Raw genomic sequence first — 16,320 nt, forward strand, 5'->3', positions numbered from 1 at the left:
TCACCGACCTGGTGGACGGCGTCAGGGACGACTTCAACCCGGCGGTGCTCGGGCCGAAGACGTACCGGGGGCGGGTGTACGGCATCCCGCAGGTCGTCGACACGCAGCTGCTGTACTACCGCAAGAGCCTGTTGGAGAAGGCCGGGCTCGAACCGCCCACCACCCTGGACGCCCTGGTCGACGCCGCCCGCGAGCTGACCGGCGGGAAGGTGAAGGGGCTGTTCCTGGGGAACGACGGAGGGGCGGGCGTGCTGGGCGGCACCCCGCTGTACGCGGCCGGGCTGGAACTCGTCACCCAGGACGGCGAGGTCGGTTTCGACGACCCCGCGGCCGCCCGCACGCTCGGCAAGCTGCACCGCTTCCACACCGACAAGTCACTGCTCCTCGGCGCACCCAGCGACTGGTCCGACCCGTCCGCCTTCCTCCAGGGGCTGACCGCGATGCAGTGGTCCGGGCTGTGGGCGCTGCCGCAGGTGCGCAGGGAACTCGGCGACGACTTCGGAGTGCTGCCCTTCCCGGCGGACGGCGGCGGGGGCCGGCCCACCGTGCCCGTCGGGGCGTACGGGGCCGCGGTCAGCGCGCGCAGCCGGCACAAGGAGGTGGCGAAGGAGTACGTGAAGTGGCTGTGGGTCGACCACACCGACTTCCAGCAGGACTTCGCGCTGTCCTACGGCTTCCACATCCCGGCCCGCGTCTCCCTGGCCCAGAAGGCGGTGCGGTTACGGCAGGGCCCGGCCGCCGACGCGGTGCGGTTCGCCACCGACCACGGCTACGCCCAGCCGCTGCTGTGGACCCCCGCGAGCCAGACCGCCTACCAGGACGCGCTCAGCCGGATCATCCGCAACGGGGCGAGTCCCGAGCGTGAACTGCGGGACGTGGTGCGGAAGGTGTCGGCCGAACTCGACCGTGTGAAGAAGAGCTCGTGAGGGGGCGCCGGGCGCTGTGGTTCTGGGTGTTCGTCGGGCCGTTCGCGCTCGGGCTCGCCCTGTTCACGTACGTACCGCTGCTGTGGAGCGTGGCGCTCAGCTTCTTCGACGCGCACAACACCGTCACGCCCACGCACTTCGTCGGTCTGGGCAACTACACGGCCGTGCTGCGGGACGACGCGTTCGTGGCCGGCCTGAAGACCTTCGTGCTGTTCACCGCCTTCATCGTCCCCGTCACCTACGTCTTCTCGCTCTCCCTCGCCCTGATGGTCAACCGGGTCCGGCGGGCCCGGGCCTTCTTCCGGTCCGTGTTCTTCCTGCCGGCCGCGTGCAGTTATGTGGTGGCCGCGCTGATCTGGAAGATGTCGCTGTTCAACGGGGTGCGGTTCGGCCTGGCCAACACCGTGCTGGGCTGGTTCGGCGGCGCTCCCGTGGCCTGGCTGTCCACCCCCGACCCGCCCTGGTACTGGCTGGTCGTCGTGACCGTACGGCTGTGGCTGCAGGCCGGCTTCTACATGATCCTCTTCCTCGCCGGGCTGCAGCGGATCGACCCGGTGCTGTACGAGGCGGCGGCCGTCGACGGGGCCCGGCCCGGCTGGACGGTGCTGCGGCACATCACCCTGCCCCAGCTGCGGGCCACCTCGGCGGCGGTGGTGCTGCTCCTCGTCGTCAACGCCTTCCAGGCCTTCGACGAGTTCTACAACCTGCTGTCCGACGCCCGAGGCTACCCGCCGTACGCCCGCCCGCCCCTGGTCTACCTCTACTACACCGCCCTCGGGCAGGGGCAGAACCTGGGACTCGGCAGCGCCGGCGCGGTGGTCCTCGCGCTGGTCATCGCCGTCGTCACCGTGGGGCAGGCCCGCTGGCTCGGACCGGGAAGGACGGACGCCGGTGGATGACGCCCTGGTATGGGCCGGGCGGGCGCTGCGGACGGCTCTGCTGACCGCGCTCGCCTTGCTCTTCCTGGTCCCCTTCTACCTGCTGGTGCGCAACGGACTGGCCGGTGAGGAGGACATCACCTCGCCGGAGTGGACCTTCTTCCCGCACGAGGTGCGCTGGGGGAACGTCGGCGAGCTGTTCGGTGATCCCTCCGTGCCCTTCGCGCGCTCCCTGCTCAACTCCGCGCTGATCGCCGTCGCCACCACCCTGGGCACCCTGCTCCTCGCCTCCCTCGCCGGGTACGGCCTGGCCCGCATCCCCTACCGGCACGCGAACAAGGTGTTCCACGGCATCCTGGGCACCCTGCTGGTCCCGGCGGCCGTCACCTTCGTCCCCAGCTTCGTGCTGGTGTCGTCGCTGGGCTGGGTGTCCACCCTGCGCGGGCTGATCGTCCCGACGCTGTTCCCCGCGTTCGCCTGCTTCGTCTTCCGGCAGTACTTCCTCGGGTTCCCGCGGGAGCTGGAGGACGCGGCCCAGGTGGACGGGCTCGGGTACTGGCGGACGTACTGGCTGGTCGTCGTCCCCAACGCCCGCCCGGTGTTCGCGGCCGTCGGCACGATCGTGTTCCTCGGCGCGTGGAACTCCTTCCTGTGGCCGCTGGTGATCGGGCAGGACCAGAGCGCCTGGACGGTGCAGGTCGCCCTGTCCTCGTTCACCACCGCCCAGGTCGTGCGCCTCCACGAGCTGTTCGTCGCGGCGGCCGTGTCGGTCCTGCCCCTGCTGCTGGTGTTCCTGTGCTTCCAGCGGTGGATCGTGGCGGGCGTGGAGCGGTCCGGGATCGACTGACCCGGGCGGGTCAGGCGGTGGCGCCGCCGTCCACGACCAGGTCCGTGCCGACGACCGGGGACGCGTCGTCGGCAGGAACACGGGGGTGTCGGTGGCGCCGGGGCCGACCACGTCGATCCGCACGCCCTCCCGGATGTGGTCCAGGGCCGCGCCGCGGCTCAGGGCGGTCACGGCGGCCTTGGTCGCGGAGTAGGCCGCCGCCCCGGGGAGGAGGCGTGCCGGCCGAACGTGCAAGATCCCTACAGGGCGCGTACCTCGTACGCGGCCACCCGCACCGACGTGTCGTCCAGGCACTGCCCGGTGCCGAGGTCGAAGCGCTGCTTCAGCAGCGGGGACGCCACGAACGGGCGTCCGCGGTGGGTGCCGGTCAGGCCGCGGGACAGGACGGCCGCGCCGGTGAACGGGTCGCGGTTGTCCACGGCGTACAGCCGGTCCGCGCGGTCGCGGAACAGCGCCACCTGGCGGCCGTCCGGCAGCAGCGCGGCCACCCCGCGGCCGGGCACGAGCAGGCTCAGGTCGCAGACCGTGAACCAGCCGTCGGCCAGCTGGAGCTGGACCTTCAGTCCGGTCGTCTCAACTGTCAGGGTCATCGCTGGGCGCTTCCTTCCAGGACGTCGTCGGCGGGCCGCAGGCCGATGGCCAGCAGCGGCAGGTCGGGCTTGATCTGGTCGCGCTCGGGGACGAAGGAGACGACCGGGTCGGGGGTGTCCGGCGCGTTCACGAAGGACACGAACCGCGCCAGCTTCTCGGGGTCGTTGACCGTCTCCGCCCACTCGTCGCGGTAGTTCGCGACGTGCGCCCGCATGAGCTTCTCCAGCTCGTCGCAGATGCCGAGCGCGTCGTGCACCACCACGTCCCGTACGTGCTCCAGGCCGCCCGGGATGCGCTCCAGCCAGGTGCTGGTCCGCTCCAGGCGGTCCGCGGTACGGATGTAGAACATCAGGAACCGGTCGATCAGCCGGACCAGTTCGGCGTCGGACAGGTCCTGGGCCAGCAGGTCGGCGTGGCGCGGGGCGGCCCCGCCGTTGCCGCCGACGTACAGGTTCCAGCCGTTCGCCGTGGCGATCACACCGAAGTCCTTCGACTGGGCCTCCGCGCACTCGCGGGCACACCCGGACACGGCCGACTTCAGCTTGTGCGGGGAGCGCAGGCCCCGGTAGCGCAGCTCCAGGTCGATCGCCATCCGCACCGAGTCCTGCACGCCGTACCGGCACCAGGTGGAGCCCACGCAGGACTTCACCGTGCGCAGCGCCTTGCCGTAGGCGTGGCCCGACTCGAAGCCGGCGTCCACCAGCCGCGCCCAGATCGACGGGAGCTGCTCCACGCGGGCGCCGAACATGTCGATCCGCTGGCCACCGGTGATCTTCGTGTAGAGCCCGAAGTCCCGGGCGATCTCGCCGATCACGATCAGCTTCTCGGGCGCGATCTCCCCGCCGGGGATCCGCGGCACCACCGAGTACGAGCCGTTCTTCTGCAGGTTGGCGAGGAAGTGGTCGTTGGTGTCCTGCAGCGCGGCCTGCTCGCCGTCCAGGACGTAGCCGCTGGCGCCGATCGCCGGGGCGAGGGAGGCGATGACCGAGCCGACCGCCGGCTTGCACACCTCGCAGCCGTCACCGCCCCGGGCGTCCTCGCGGCCGTGGCGGTCCAGCAGCTCCTGGTACGAGGTGATCCGCAGCGCCCGGACGATCTCGTACAGCTCCTCGCGGGTCTGGGAGAAGCAGCCGCACAGGCCCTTGTCGACCTCGATGCCGGACGCCTCCAGTTCGGCGTCGACCAGCTGCCCCAGCACCTTCACACAGCTGCCGCAGCCGGTGCCGGCCCTGGTGCACTTCTTCACCTCGGGCACGGTGGTGCACCGGTGCTCGGTGACCGCGCCGCGGATCGTGCCCTTGCTGACGTTGTGGCAGGAGCAGATGATCGCCTCGTCCGGCAGCGCGGACGGGCCGAGCCGGTCCCCCGCGTCGGCTCCGGCGGGCAGGACGAGCGACTCGGGGGAGACGGGCGGCACCGAACCGGTGAGCGCGCGCAGGGTGCCGTACGCCTCCGCGTCACCGACCAGGATGCCGCCCAGCAGCGTGCCGTCCCGGCCGATGACCAGCTTCTTGTAGAGGCCGGCGCGGGAGTCGGAGTAGACGACGTCCAGGCAGCCCTCGGCGGTGCCGTGGGCGTCGCCGAACGAGGCCACGTCCACACCGAGCAGCTTCAGCTTGGTGGACAGGTCGGCCCCCGTGAAGGAGGATGCGTCCCCGGCGATCGCCGCCGCCGCCGTCTCCGCCTGCTCGTAGCCCGGCGCCACCAGGCCGTACACCCGGCCGTCCGAGGCCAGCGCGCACTCGCCGATCGCGAACACGTGCGGGTCGGACACGGTCCGGCACCGCTCGTCCACCGCGATGCCGCCGCGCTCGCCGACCGTGAGGCCCGCGGCGCGGGCCAGCTGGTCGCGGGGGCGGACACCGGCGCTGAACACCACCAGGTCGGTGGCGAGTTCGGAGCCGTCGGACAGCTTCATCCCGGTGACGGCGCCGGTCGCGTCGACGACGATCTCCTGCGTACCCACACCGGTGTGCACGGTCAGGCCCATGCCCTCGATGGTCCGCAGCAGCGCCGTGCCGCCGCCGTCGTCCACCTGCACGGGCATCAGCCGCGGCGCGAACTCCACGATGTGCGCGTTCAGTCCGAGGCCCTTGAGCGCGCCCGCGGCCTCCAGGCCGAGCAGTCCGCCGCCGACCACGGCACCCGTGGCGGCCCTCGTCCGCGCGTACTCCTCGATGGCCAGCAGGTCCTCGACGGTCCGGTAGACGAAGCAGCCGGTGGCGTCCTTGTGGGGGACCGGCGGGACGAACGGGTAGGAGCCGGTGGCCAGCACGAGGACGTCGTAGCCGACGGTGAGCCCCGAGCGGGCGGTCACCGTCCGCGCCGCGCGGTCGATCGTCTCGGCCGGGTCACCGAGGTGCAGCTCGATGCCGTGGTCCGCGAGGAACCCCGGGTCGGTCAGGGAGAGGTCCTCCGGCGTCCTGCCGGAGAAGTACGAGGTGAGCTGCACGCGGTCGTAGGCCGGACGCGGCTCCTCGCACAGCACGACCACGCGGTGCGTGGCGGTCAGGCCGCGCTCGGCGAGCGCTTCGAGGAAGCGCTGGCCGACCATGCCGTGGCCGACGAGCACGATCGTGGGGGTGGCCGGCGGGGTGGCGGACATTCAGGAGCCTCCATCGTTGGTGAGCAGGTGGAGCAGCGGGCCGTCGTCGGGGAGCGGCTCCGCTCCCTCCCAGGCGCGGGCGAGCGCGCCGACGGTGCCGAGTTCGCCGACGAGGACCCCGCCGACCAGACGGTCGTCGCGGACCACGACCTTGCGGTAGGTGCCGCGGGTGGCGTCGGCCAGCCGCACGACGTCGTCACCGGGCCGGGCCTCGGTCTCGCCGAACGCGGCGAGGTCGAAGGGGGAGTCGGAGCCGGTCAGGGTCAGCCGGGTCAGGGAACGGGTGCCGGTGTAGCGGGCACCGGTGTCGCCCGCCAGCAGCGCGGCGAGCGCGTCGGCCTGTTCGAGGGCCGGGGCGGCCAGGCCGTAGACCGTGCCGCCGTGCTGGGCGCAGTCGCCGATGGCGTGGATGTGCGGGTCGGAGGTGCGCAGCTCGTCGTCGACGAGGACGCCCTGGTGCACGGCCAGGCCGGCCTGTTCGGCGAGGCCCGTGCGCGGCCGTACCCCGCAGGCCAGGACCACGAGGTCGGCATCGAGGGCGTAGCCGTCGGCCAGTTCCACCGAGCGGACCGCGCCGGCGATGCAGCGCACGTCCCGGACCCGGCACTCGGTGTGCACCTCGACGCCCAGGTCGGTCAGGTGCCGCAGCACCAGCCGGGACGCGTCCGGGTCGAGCTGGCGTTCCATGAGCCGCTCGGCCTGCTGGGCGAGCACCACCTGGGCGCCGCGCACGGCGAGCGCACGGGCCGCGGACACCCCCAGCAGCCCGCCGCCGATGACGACCGCCCGCGCACCGGGCCGCACCGCCCCGGCCAGGCCCAGGCAGTCGTCCAGGGTGCGGAACGCGTGCACGCCCTCGGGAAGCCGGTGGTCAGGGGTGAACAGGCCGCGCAGCGGGGGCAGTACCGGATTGGAACCGGTGGCCAGGACCAGCGTGCCGTACGCGAACGACGTGCCGTCGGCGCAGGCCACGGTCCGGGCGGCCCGGTCGATGCCGGTGACCCGGGTGCGCAGCAGACCGGCGGGCGGCGGGAGCGCGATCACCTCCGGGGCGTACCGGCCGGCCAGTACCTCGGCCAGCAGCACCCGGTTGTACGGGGGGTGCTCCTCGTCGCCGACGAGCAGGGCGGGCGTGCCCAGGTCGCCGAGCCGCCGGGCGAGCCGTACGCCCGCGAGGCCGGCGCCGATCACCACCACACGCGTATTCGAGGTCATGCCACGAGCGTGCGGTCCGGACGTTACCCGGCGGCATCACGTCTGTTTCCCGGGAGGAACGCTGCCCTCAGCGGAAACGTGGGATGGGTGTGAGGACCGGGGGTCCGGCGCCGGCGGGCGGACCGGCACCGCACCCGGTTCACGTCTCAGTACGCGCGCGCCACGATGGCGACGTTCCCCGGCTGGTCCTCGCGGTCGGGGACCGAACCGTCCGCGGCGACCAGGCACCGCACGGACACGCCCTGTTCGGCGAGGGCCGCCTCGCCGTCGGGACCCAGCACGGCCCAGGGAATGCGGGCCCAGCCGGTGGCCGCGGCCTCCACGGCCTCCTCGATCGTGCGCGTGTCGGCCGTGCGGTCCTCGCGGCGCTCACGGGACTGCGCGAGCAGCAGCGCCTGGTCCTCCTCCAGGACCTTGGGCACCAGCGCCTCCAGCTCCCCGACGCGCACCGGCTCCTTGCCGCCGGGGATACGACGGGCCAGCAGCGCGGTGCCGTGCTCCAGGTCGCGCGGGCCCACCTCGATCCGCACCGGTACGCCCTTGAGTTCCCAGTCGACGGCGCGGCGGCCGAAGGGGACGTCGGTGCGGTCGTCGACCTGGACGCGCACCCCCGCGGCCGCGAGCCTGCCGCCGATCTCGCGGACCTTGGCGAGCACCGCGTCGTCGCCCTTGACCGCGAGCACGACGGCCTGGACCGGCGCCAGTCGCGGTGGCACGCGCAGCCCGCTGTCGTCGCCGTGCGACATGATCAGACCGCCGACCATGCGGGTCGAGGTGCCCCAGGACGTCTGCCACACCAGCTCCTGCCGGCCGTCCCCGGACAGGTACCGGGTGCCGAAGGCCTTGGCGAAGTTCTGGCCCAGCTCATGGCTGGTGCCCATCTGCAGTGCCTTGCCGTCGCCCATCATCCCCTCCAGGGTGAGGGTGTTGATCGCTCCGGCGAAGCGCTCCCTGGCCGTCTTGCGGCCGAGGACCACGTCGATGCCCAGGACGTTGACCATGAAGTCGTGGTAGACGTCCCGGTGGATGCGCTCGGCGTAGGCGCGGGCGTCGTCGTAGGTGGCGTGCGCGGTGTGCCCCTCCTGCCAGAGGAACTCGGTGGTCCGCAGGAAGACACGCGGACGCATCTCCCAGCGGACGACGTTCGCCCACTGGTTGATCAGCAGGGGCAGGTCGCGGTAGCTCTGCACCCACTTGGAGAAGTACTCGTTGACGATCGTCTCGGAGGTGGGCCGGACCACGACCGGCTCCTCCAGCTCCTTGCCCCCGCCGTGCGTGACGACCGCGAGCTCGGGGGCGAAGCCCTCGACGTGCTCGGCTTCCCTGGTCAGGTAGGACTGCGGGATGAACAGCGGGAAGTAGGCGTTGGAGGCGCCCGCGGCCTTGATGCGGGCCTCCATCTCCTGCTGCATCCGCTCCCACAGCCCGTACCCGTACGGTCGGATGACCATGGTGCCGCGCACCGGACCGTTGTCGGCCAGCTCGGCCTTGTTGATCAGATCCTGGTACCAGCGGGGGAAGTCTTCCGCCCGGGGGGTGAGAACGGGTGCCTTGGCCATGGCGTGCATGCTAGGGCGCGGACTCACCCCCGCGCGAACCAGTAAACGGCGGCCCGGGCGGCCCGCCGGTCAGCGGGTGCGCAGCACGTCCACCAGGCCGGTGGTGTCCTCCTCGGCGTGGCCCGCCGCCACCCGGTCGCGCATCAAGTGCAGGAAAGGCGTGAGCAGTTCGGCGCTCACGCCCTGCTCGGCGGCCGTGCGCAGCAGCGTGCCGCTGCCGGCGACCTGCATCGCCAGGTTGGAGACGACCCCGGTGGTGTAGTCGCCCGACGTCAGCCGTCCGGCCGTCTCCTGCGCCGTGCCGGCCATCGCGTTCAGCCAGGGCACGAGCAGCGCGGCGAAGTCCCCGGGCGCCACCTCGGTCCCGCGCAGCAGCGCGAACGCGTGGGTGATCCCCGCGAGCATGCCGTACATCCCGCTCAGCAGCGCCACGTCGTACAGGGCGGCCAGACCCGGGTCGGCACCGACGTACTCGGTGCCGGCCGGGACGGCGAGGGCGCCGCGCTGCTCCTCGAACAGCTCCTGGTGGCCGCTGTAGAGCACGAAGGCGCCGGGCGCGCCGATCATCGGCGGTACGGCCATGATCCCGCCGTCCAGGAACCGGGCGCCCCGCTTCTCGGCCCAGACGCCGCGCTCCCGGGCCTCGGCGGGGGTGCCGGTGGTGAGGTTCACCAGGTCGTGGCCGGCCAGGTCGGCGCCGTCCAGGGCGGTGCCCACCGAGGCGTCGTCCAGCAGGCAGGCCACGACGAGCCGGTTCGCGGCCACCGCCTCCGCCGCGCTCCCCGCGGCCACCGCGCCCTCGGCGGTCAGCGCGGCCGTCCGCCCGGGCGTGCGGTTCCACACGGTCAGCGGGTGTCCGGCGGCGAGCCAGGCCCGCCCGAGCGCGGTGCCCATAGCACCGGTGCCGAGGAGGGTCAGGGGAGTACGGGGGGCGGAGGAAGCCGAGGAAGAGGCAGCAGAAGAGGGAGCAGAAGAGGAAGCAGAAGAAGGGGGAAGGGATGTGTCGGTCATGGCGACTAGGCTCGCCCGTGGAACCCCCGCGCAGAAGTACGTACTTCGAAGTGGGTGGTTACCGGAGGGAAAGCGTGCGGGTCGGAAGGGGGAGGACCATGCCGGTGGGACGGCGGCCGGGGGCGTACGTGTGCGGGACCGACGCGGCGATGGACATCATCGACGGCAAGTGGAAGGTGTCGATCCTGTGGGCGCTGGGCGAGTGCGGCACCTGCCGCTTCGGTGAGCTGCGCCGGCGGCTGCCCGGCGTCACGGAGAAGGTGCTCGCCGCGCAGTTGCGCGAGCTGGAGGCCGACGGGGTCGTGCACCGCGAGGAGTACGACGAGGTGCCGCCCCGCGTCGAGTACGCGCTGACCGAGAGCGGCCTGCAGCTGAACGAGGCTCTGGCGCCGCTCGGCAGCTGGGGCAGGAGGCATGTCCTGGGCGGGGCGCCGGTGGCGCACTGAGCCTGCCGGGGCGGTGTGCCGGGCCGTCGGGCTGCCCGTCAGCGGCTGCCCGTCAGCGGCTGCCCGTCAGCCGGGCGAACACCACCACGTTGCCCTGGTAGCCGGTGGTCCTGGAGTAGCCGCCGCCGCAGGTGATGACGCGCAGTTCGGGGCGGGGGGCCGCGCCGTACACCTTGTCGTCGGGGAAGTCGTGCGCCGAGTACACCTCCACCGCGTCCACGGTGAACACGGCGACCGTGCCGTCCCGGCGGTCCACCTCGATGCGGGCGCCCCGCTTCAGCGCGCCCAGGTCGTAGAAGACGGCGGGCCCCTCGGTGTTGTCGACGTGCCCGGCGACGATCGCGGTGCCCGTCTCGCCGGGGGTGGTGCCGGCCTCGTACCAGCCGGCGAGGTTCTTCTCCTTCGCGGGCGGCGCGTCCAGGCTGCCGGAGCGGGTGAGGGCCAGACCGGTCAGCGGCGCGTCCACCCGGATCGCGGGGATGCGGATGCGCAGCGGCGGGGACGGGGGGAGCGCGGGGGCGCCGGCCCGCTCGCCGGCCGGGTCCGGGCGGCCCTCGGCGGCCGCCGGCTGCGGGGGCGCGTCGGGGCGGGTGCCGCCGTCCAGCAGCCACACACCCGAGCCGAGCGCCACGACGGTGACGGCGGCTATGGCGGTGTCACCGAGCCGGGCGGCCCTGTCCCGCCGTCGGCCACCGCCCCGTCCACGGCCACCGCTCCACCTCCCCGTGCCCCTGTCGCGGCCGTACCCGGCGCTCCTGCGCATGGCGAACCCCTCTCCCGGGGGCGGGCCCCCGTAGCACCCTCCCCCTCCGGGCCGCGAGGGGCGTCGGACCCGGAGGGGGCGGGATGGTGCGGTACCGGCGGACGGACAGCGGAGGGTGTCCGTCAGATCCCGTCGCCTCTCGCCCGGCGATGCAGGAGCCAGGTACCGCCCGCGGCGGCGACGGCCAGCGCCGCCACACCCGCCGCGGTCTGCACGGGGTCGGGGCCCAGTCCGCCGCCGACCCCCGTCTTCACGCTGCCCCGCGGCTGCACCTGCTCGTGCACCGCGCTCAGCGCCACCACCAGGTCGCCCGTCACCTGCCGGTCGCCCACGGCGCACCGGGCGACGATCTCGTACGTCCCCGGCTGCGCGCTCGGCGGCACCCGGAACTGGCCGATCGCCTCGCCCTCGTGGGCGCTGGGCGCGAGGGTGAACGTGCCGGCGCCGACCGCGCCCGCGTCCCCGGTCGCGGCGCCGGTGTCCCCGCACGCGGCCGTGTTCACCGAGACCTGGCCGCCGGGGACGACGGTGGACGGGTAGACGTCCAGACGGCCGGTTCCGGCGGCGTGGGCGGGTGCCGCGGCGGCCACGGCGAGCGCGGTACCGGCCAGCACACGGGCAGTGCGTCGCATGGTGCTCCCCAGAGCTCGTCCGACTCGTCCAGGGGTGCGCCCCTGCCCTTCCGAGGTAAGTCGCAGTCGGGGAGATCCGCTTGCCGAGGCGGGCCGGGCAATGCGGTGAACGGGTGGCGCGCACGGCCCCCCACACAGCCCAGCCGGGGAGGGTTCCGGCAGGTCAGGGCCGTGTGAGGGGCCGGGTGCGAAGAGCACACGATTGGCCTCCACCCGCCGGCCGCACCCCCGCGCGGGGGTGCGGCCGGCCGTGGGGCCGCTCGCGTCAGGTGACGTTGACCGCGCTCCAGGCGGCGGCGACCGCGTTGTACTCCGCGCTGCCCGCGCCGTAGAGGTCCTTGGCGGCGTTCAGCGTGGCCGTGCGGGCGCCCTTGTAGTTCGTGGAGGACGTCATGTAGACCGTCAGCGCCCGGTACCAGATCTTGCCGACCTTGTCCCGGCCGATGCCGGTGACCGCCGAGCCGTTGTACGTCGGCGAGTCGTAGCTGACGCCGTTGATGGTCTTCGCGCCGCTGCCCTCGGCGAGCAGGTAGGCGAAGTGGTTGGCGACGCCGGAGGAGTAGTGGACGTCGAGGTTGCCGACCGAGGAGCTCCAGTAGTCGGCGGAACTGCCGTCCTTGGAGGGCTTGTCCATGAAGCGCAGGGCCGCCTTGCCGAAGCCGGGCTTCACGATCTTCTCGCCGATGAGGTAGTCACCGGCGTCGGAGGAGTTGTTCGCGTACCACTCCACCATCGTGCCGAGGATGTCGGAGGTGGCCTCGTTCAGGCCGCCGGACTCGCCGGAGTAGGTCAGCGCGGCGGTCTTGGACGTGACGCCGTGGGACATCTCGTGCCCGGCGACGTCGAGGGCGACCAGCGGACCGAAGGTGGTCCCGTCCCCGTCGCCGTAGGTCATGCAGAAGCAGCTGTCGTCCCAGAAGGCGTTGTTGTAGTTGCTGCCGTAGTGCACGCGGTTGTACGAGCCCTTGCCGTCGCCGGCGATGCCGTTGCGGCCGTGCACGTTCTTGTAGTAGTCCCAGGTCTCGTTGGTGCCGTACTGGGCGTCGACGGCGGCCGAGGCGCGGTCCGCGGTGGTGCCCGTGCCCCAGTGGTTGTCGGCGTCCGTGAACAGGGTCGCGGGCGCGCGGCTGAAGCAGATGCCGAAGAAGCACAGGTCGGTCTTGCCCTCGGCGTCACCGGTGTAGGTGTTGCCGCGGGTCGGGTCCTTCAGCTGGTACGACGACCCGGACTGCGTCGTCTCCAGGGGCACGGTGCCGCTGTAGAGGGCCTTGCCGTCGCCGGTGGCCGTCTCGATGCTGTCCCAGGCGTCGATCTGGGCGCCGGTGCGGGCGTCGGTCAGCACGGTGCGGGCGACGGGGTTGCCGAGCGAGTCCAGACCGGCGGCGTGGGTCCGCCAGGCCAGCCGGGGGGTGCCGTGCAGGGCGTCGACCACCAGTTCCGGCTTGGCCTTGACCTGCTTGAGCCGGTCGCCGGGGCGGGTCGCGCGCAGGGCGTTCACGGCGAGGCGGGCGGCCCGGGGGCCGGAGACCACCGGGGTGACGGAGGGCACCGAGACGGCCCGCCGGGTGGCGCGGTCGGCGCCGCGGTAGGCGCCGTCGCGGGCCAGGTGGACGACGAAGTCGCCGCCCAGCACCGGGAGGCGGCGGTAGGTGCGGTCGTAGCGGACGTGCTGGGTGCCGTCCTTGTCCACGATCACGTCCCGGACGCTGGTGTCCTGGGCGGAGGTGAGGCCCAGGGCCGAGGCGTGGGCCAGCAGGGCCGACGCGGCGTGCTCGACGGCGGTGGCCCGGGTCGGTCTGCCGTCCGCGTGGGCGGCGGGGGAGAGGCTGACGGCCAGCAGGGTCGCGGTGGTGACGGCGACACCGGCGGTGGCTGTGCGACGGGTTCCTCGGACGTGTTGCCGTATCCGGCTCATCTGTCTCCTCGGGGAGGCGCCAGGCTAGGCGTGGGGGTGGCGCTCGTGTCACCGAGATTTAAGTGGCCATGACATGTCATGTCCATAGCTTGTTCATGGAGATGTGTGAGGAGCCGGCGCGGGTACAGAATCGTTTCCGTGACCGCCGAGGACCCCCGCGGAACCTCCCGCCCCCTGCCGTTCTTCGTCTACGGCACCCTCCGCCCCGGCGAGGCCAACCACGACCTCCTGCTGCGCGGCCGCGCCCTCGCCGAGGAACCGGGGCACCTCCCCGGGGCCGTGCTGTACGACGGCCCCGGCTACCCCTACGCCGTCGAGGAACCCGGCGCGGCCACCGTGCGCGGCGAACTCGTCACCGCCCGGCCCGAGGCGTACCAGGGACTGCTCGCCGCCCTGGACCGGCTGGAGGAGTACGTGCCGGGCGACCCCCGCAGCCTCTACGTCCGCGCGGCCCGGGACGTCCGGCGCGCCGCCGGCGGCACCGTCCGGGCCTGGGTGTACCTCGCCGCCCCGCGCGTCGCCGCCCGGCTGCGCGCCACCGGCACCCGCATCGCGGACGGCGACTGGCTCTCCCGCCGCTGACTCAGCCCAGCAGGATGACCCCCTCGGGCACCTCGATGCCGAACTCCTCCGCCACCAGGCGCCGTGCCTCGGGCGCCGTCCAGGGCGAGATGGCGGTCGCGGGTGGTCCGCTGGAGATAGGGGCGGCGGGTGAAGGGGGAGCGCGGGTGGGTGCCGACGAACCAGTTGAACACCTCGAAGTCGGCGGGGACGAAGGGCTCCTGCGTGAACGCGTACTGCCCCGACCAGCCGCCGCCGGGTGCCCCGTACGCCTGCAACTCCCACAGCTCCGACGGACCTTCGTGGGCCAGCCGCACCAACCGGTGCCGGCGCCCGGCGCCCTCGAACTCGCTGCCGGTCACCAGCGGCACCGGCAGCAGCAGCGCGCCGGCCGCGCCGAAGCCGACGTCCGCCAGCCACGGCCGCGGCTCGCCCTCCACCTCCACCCGCAGCATCGCGTGCGTCCGCGGCCGGCTCTCCGGTGTCCGCGCGCCCACCACCACCCGGCCGGCCAGCGGGGTCACCCGGAAGCCGAGCGCCTCCAGTGCCAGCCGGAGCAGGGTGTTGTGCTCGTAGCAGTAGCCGCCGCGCCGGCCGTGGACCATCTTGGCCATCAGGTCCACGGGCGCCAGCGAGGGGGCCGCGCCCCGCACCGGGTCCAGGTTCTCGAACGGCAGCGACAGCGCGTGCGCCAGGTGCACGCCCCGCAGGGTGGCCAGGTCGGTCCGCCGCCCGCCCCGCCAGCCGATGCGGTCGAGATAGGCGTCGAGGTCGAACCCCTGGCTCCGTGCGGCGCGCGTGCCCTGTCCGTTCCGTGCGGTCTGTTCGATGTCGGCCATGTGCCGAACCTACGCGAGCCCCGCCGGCCGTGCCGCCTCCGGCGGACCGGACCGCGCTACCTGCCCGGCCCCAGGACCTCCACCCGCACCGCGCACGACTTGAACTCCGGCATCCGGGAGACCGGGTCCAGGGCCGGGTTGGTGAGCGTGTTGGCGCGGCCCTCGCCCGGCCAGTGGAACGGCATGAAGACGGTGTCCGGCCGGATGGCGCTGGTGATCCGCGCCGGCGCCACCGCCCGGCCGCGCCGGGACACCACCGCCACCGGGTCGCCCTCCGCCGCGCCCAGCCGGGCCGCGAGCCGCGGATGCAGCTCCACGAACGGTCCGGGCGCCGCCGCGTTCAGCTCCGCCACCCGCCGGGTCTGCGCCCCCGACTGGTACTGCGCCATCACCCGGCCGGTGGTCAGCAGCAACGGGTACTCGGCATCCGGCTCCTCCGCCGTCTCCCGGTACACCACCGGTACGAACCGGGCCCGCCCGTCGGGTGTGGCGAACCGGTCGAGGAAGAGCCGCGGCGTGCCGGGGTGGGCGCCCCGGGCCCCGCCGGCGGTGCCGGTGTCCGCCGCGGGGCGGGTGCGCGGGGCGTCCGTGTCCGTCGCCGGGTCGTCGGGCACCGTGTCCAGGGCCGCGTCCTCGCCGTCGCCCCCGGCGGAACCACCGGCGGAGCCCCCGGCCCACGCCGCCGCGCCCGCGTCCCGCGTCCCGGTCGGTTCCTCCGGGCAGGGCCAGAAGACGCCGTTCTCCTCGGCCAGGCGGCGGTAGGTGATGCCGGAGTAGTCGGCGGGACCTCCCGCGCTGGCGCGGCGGAGCTCCTCGAAGACCTCCTCGGGGTCGGTCGGGAAGCCCTTCTCCACGCCGAGGCGCCCGGCCAGTTCGTGCAGGACGTGCAGGTCGCTGTGGACGCCGGGCGGCGGAGCGACCGCCCGGCGGCGCAGCAGCACGCGGCCCTCCAGGCTGGTCGTCGTGCCCGTCTCCTCCGCCCACTGGGCCACCGGCAGCACCACGTCCGCCAGCTCCGCCGTCTCCGACAGCACGACGTCGGCCACGGCCAGGAAGTCCAGCGAGCGCAGCCGCTGCTCGATGTGGGCCGCGCGCGGGGCCGACACCACCGGGTTGGAGCCCATCAGCAGCAGCGCCCGGATGTCCGTGCCGAGGGCGTCGAGGAGTTCGTACGCGCTGCGCCCGGGCCCGGGCAGGCTGTCCGGGTCCACGCCCCACACGCCGGCCACGTGCGCCCGCGCCGCCGGGTCGTCCAGCTTGCGGTACCCGGGCAGCTGGTCGGCCTTCTGGCCGTGTTCGCGGCCGCCCTGCCCGTTGCCCTGTCCCGTCAGACAGCCGTACCCGGACAGCGGCCGGCCCGCACGGCCGGTGGCCAGACACAGGTTGATCCAGGCACCCACCGTGTCCGTGCCCTTGGACTGCTGTTCCGGCCCGCGCGCGGTGAGCACCATCGCCGCCTCGGGCGCGCAGAACATCTCTACCGCCGCGCGCAGTTGCGGCACCGGTACCCCGGTGATCCGCTCCACGTACTC

14 protein-coding genes and 2 pseudogenes are annotated in these 16,320 nt (G+C 73.5%); 5 read left to right on the forward strand and 11 right to left on the reverse strand.

Translation table 11 applies throughout. The features are described 5' to 3' along the window. The 3 genes from IE312_RS23415 to IE312_RS23425 form a co-directional block, all read left to right on the forward strand. On the forward strand, positions 1-926 hold a 926-nt coding region (locus IE312_RS23415), incomplete at its 5' end, for an ABC transporter substrate-binding protein (RefSeq protein WP_229900330.1). Next, a complete protein-coding gene (locus IE312_RS23420) occupies positions 923-1,825 on the forward strand; it encodes a carbohydrate ABC transporter permease (protein WP_189984300.1) in 903 nt (300 codons plus the stop codon). The genes IE312_RS23415 and IE312_RS23420, both read left to right, overlap by 4 nt. Further along, positions 1,818-2,651, forward strand: coding sequence for a carbohydrate ABC transporter permease (locus IE312_RS23425; RefSeq protein WP_189984301.1), 834 nt, complete (start codon positions 1,818-1,820; stop codon positions 2,649-2,651). Before IE312_RS23420 ends, IE312_RS23425 begins: the two co-directional genes overlap by 8 nt. A 135-nt stretch (positions 2,652-2,786) precedes the next feature. Here the strand turns inward: IE312_RS23425 and IE312_RS44315 are convergent. From IE312_RS44315 to IE312_RS23455, 6 genes and pseudogenes are all read right to left on the reverse strand, one after another. Then, a pseudogene (locus IE312_RS44315) lies at positions 2,787-2,945 on the reverse strand (short-chain dehydrogenase); the annotation flags it as partial. Continuing rightward, positions 2,891-3,241, reverse strand: coding sequence for a nitrite reductase small subunit NirD (gene nirD, locus IE312_RS23435; protein WP_189984302.1), 351 nt, complete (start codon positions 3,239-3,241; stop codon positions 2,891-2,893). The gene nirD and the pseudogene IE312_RS44315, both read right to left, overlap by 55 nt. Beyond that, positions 3,238-5,847 (reverse strand): nitrite reductase large subunit NirB, encoded by a 2,610-nt coding sequence (nirB, locus tag IE312_RS23440; RefSeq protein ID WP_189984303.1) that lies wholly within the window; start codon positions 5,845-5,847, stop codon positions 3,238-3,240. Before nirB ends, nirD begins: the two co-directional genes overlap by 4 nt. Beyond that, positions 5,848-7,062, reverse strand: coding sequence for an NAD(P)/FAD-dependent oxidoreductase (locus tag IE312_RS23445; RefSeq protein ID WP_189984304.1), 1,215 nt, complete (start codon positions 7,060-7,062; stop codon positions 5,848-5,850). A 146-nt stretch (positions 7,063-7,208) separates the two neighbouring features. Continuing rightward, positions 7,209-8,621: a proline--tRNA ligase gene (gene proS, locus IE312_RS23450; protein ID WP_189984305.1), complete on the reverse strand. Its 1,413-nt coding sequence runs from the start codon at positions 8,619-8,621 to the stop codon at positions 7,209-7,211. A 69-nt stretch (positions 8,622-8,690) separates the two neighbouring features. Then, complete coding sequence (locus IE312_RS23455) at positions 8,691-9,515, reverse strand: NAD(P)-dependent oxidoreductase (RefSeq protein WP_229900348.1); 825 nt, start codon at positions 9,513-9,515, stop codon at positions 8,691-8,693. 215 nt (positions 9,516-9,730) lie between these two features. Between IE312_RS23455 and IE312_RS23460 the strand changes: the two genes are divergently transcribed. Then, complete coding sequence (locus tag IE312_RS23460) at positions 9,731-10,078, forward strand: winged helix-turn-helix transcriptional regulator (protein WP_189984307.1); 348 nt, start codon at positions 9,731-9,733, stop codon at positions 10,076-10,078. A gap of 52 nt (positions 10,079-10,130) precedes the next feature. Here IE312_RS23460 and IE312_RS23465 read toward each other — a convergent pair whose 3' ends face one another. The 3 genes from IE312_RS23465 to IE312_RS43820 form a co-directional block, all read right to left on the reverse strand. Then, the gene (locus tag IE312_RS23465; RefSeq protein WP_229900331.1) at positions 10,131-10,841 is read right to left on the reverse strand and encodes a class F sortase; all 711 of its coding nucleotides are present in this window, start codon (positions 10,839-10,841) and stop codon (positions 10,131-10,133) included. Positions 10,842-10,963: 122 nt separating this feature from the next. Beyond that, positions 10,964-11,473: a hypothetical protein gene (locus tag IE312_RS23470; RefSeq protein ID WP_189984308.1), complete on the reverse strand. Its 510-nt coding sequence runs from the start codon at positions 11,471-11,473 to the stop codon at positions 10,964-10,966. A 265-nt stretch (positions 11,474-11,738) separates the two neighbouring features. After that, positions 11,739-13,388 (reverse strand): M4 family metallopeptidase, encoded by a 1,650-nt coding sequence (locus IE312_RS43820; protein ID WP_189984309.1) that lies wholly within the window; start codon positions 13,386-13,388, stop codon positions 11,739-11,741. 138 nt (positions 13,389-13,526) lie between these two features. Here IE312_RS43820 and IE312_RS23480 point away from each other — a divergent pair, with 138 nt between their 5' ends. Continuing rightward, on the forward strand, positions 13,527-13,970 hold the full coding sequence (locus IE312_RS23480) for a gamma-glutamylcyclotransferase family protein (RefSeq protein WP_229900332.1): 444 nt from the start codon (positions 13,527-13,529) through the stop codon (positions 13,968-13,970). Between the two features lies 1 nt (position 13,971). Here the strand turns inward: IE312_RS23480 and IE312_RS23485 are convergent. Continuing rightward, positions 13,972-14,788: pseudogene (locus IE312_RS23485) on the reverse strand (arylamine N-acetyltransferase family protein). 56 nt (positions 14,789-14,844) lie between these two features. Next, positions 14,845-16,320 (reverse strand): molybdopterin oxidoreductase family protein (locus IE312_RS41520; protein ID WP_229900333.1); only part of this gene is annotated, 1,476 nt, incomplete at its 5' end.

Source organism: Streptomyces capoamus, from assembly GCF_014654935.1.
In the GTDB taxonomy this organism is placed as follows: Bacteria; Actinomycetota; Actinomycetes; order Streptomycetales; family Streptomycetaceae; genus Streptomyces; species Streptomyces capoamus.

Bases quoted from the DNA above. Each gene is read 5' to 3' on its own strand.
- nirD (WP_189984302.1), bottom strand. From the start codon at position 3,241: ATGACCCTGACAGTTGAGACGACCGGACTGAAGGTCCAGCTCCAGCTG.
- nirB (WP_189984303.1), bottom strand. From the start codon at position 5,847: ATGTCCGCCACCCCGCCGGCCACCCCCACGATCGTGCTCGTCGGCCAC.
- IE312_RS23445 (WP_189984304.1), bottom strand. From the start codon at position 7,062: ATGACCTCGAATACGCGTGTGGTGGTGATCGGCGCCGGCCTCGCGGGC.
- proS (WP_189984305.1), bottom strand. From the start codon at position 8,621: ATGGCCAAGGCACCCGTTCTCACCCCCCGGGCGGAAGACTTCCCCCGC.
- IE312_RS23455 (WP_229900348.1), bottom strand. From the start codon at position 9,515: ATGGGCACCGCGCTCGGGCGGGCCTGGCTCGCCGCCGGACACCCGCTG.
- IE312_RS23460 (WP_189984307.1), top strand. From the start codon at position 9,731: ATGCCGGTGGGACGGCGGCCGGGGGCGTACGTGTGCGGGACCGACGCG.
- IE312_RS23465 (WP_229900331.1), bottom strand. From the start codon at position 10,841: ATGCGCAGGAGCGCCGGGTACGGCCGCGACAGGGGCACGGGGAGGTGG.
- IE312_RS23470 (WP_189984308.1), bottom strand. From the start codon at position 11,473: ATGCGACGCACTGCCCGTGTGCTGGCCGGTACCGCGCTCGCCGTGGCC.
- IE312_RS43820 (WP_189984309.1), bottom strand. From the start codon at position 13,388: ATGAGCCGGATACGGCAACACGTCCGAGGAACCCGTCGCACAGCCACC.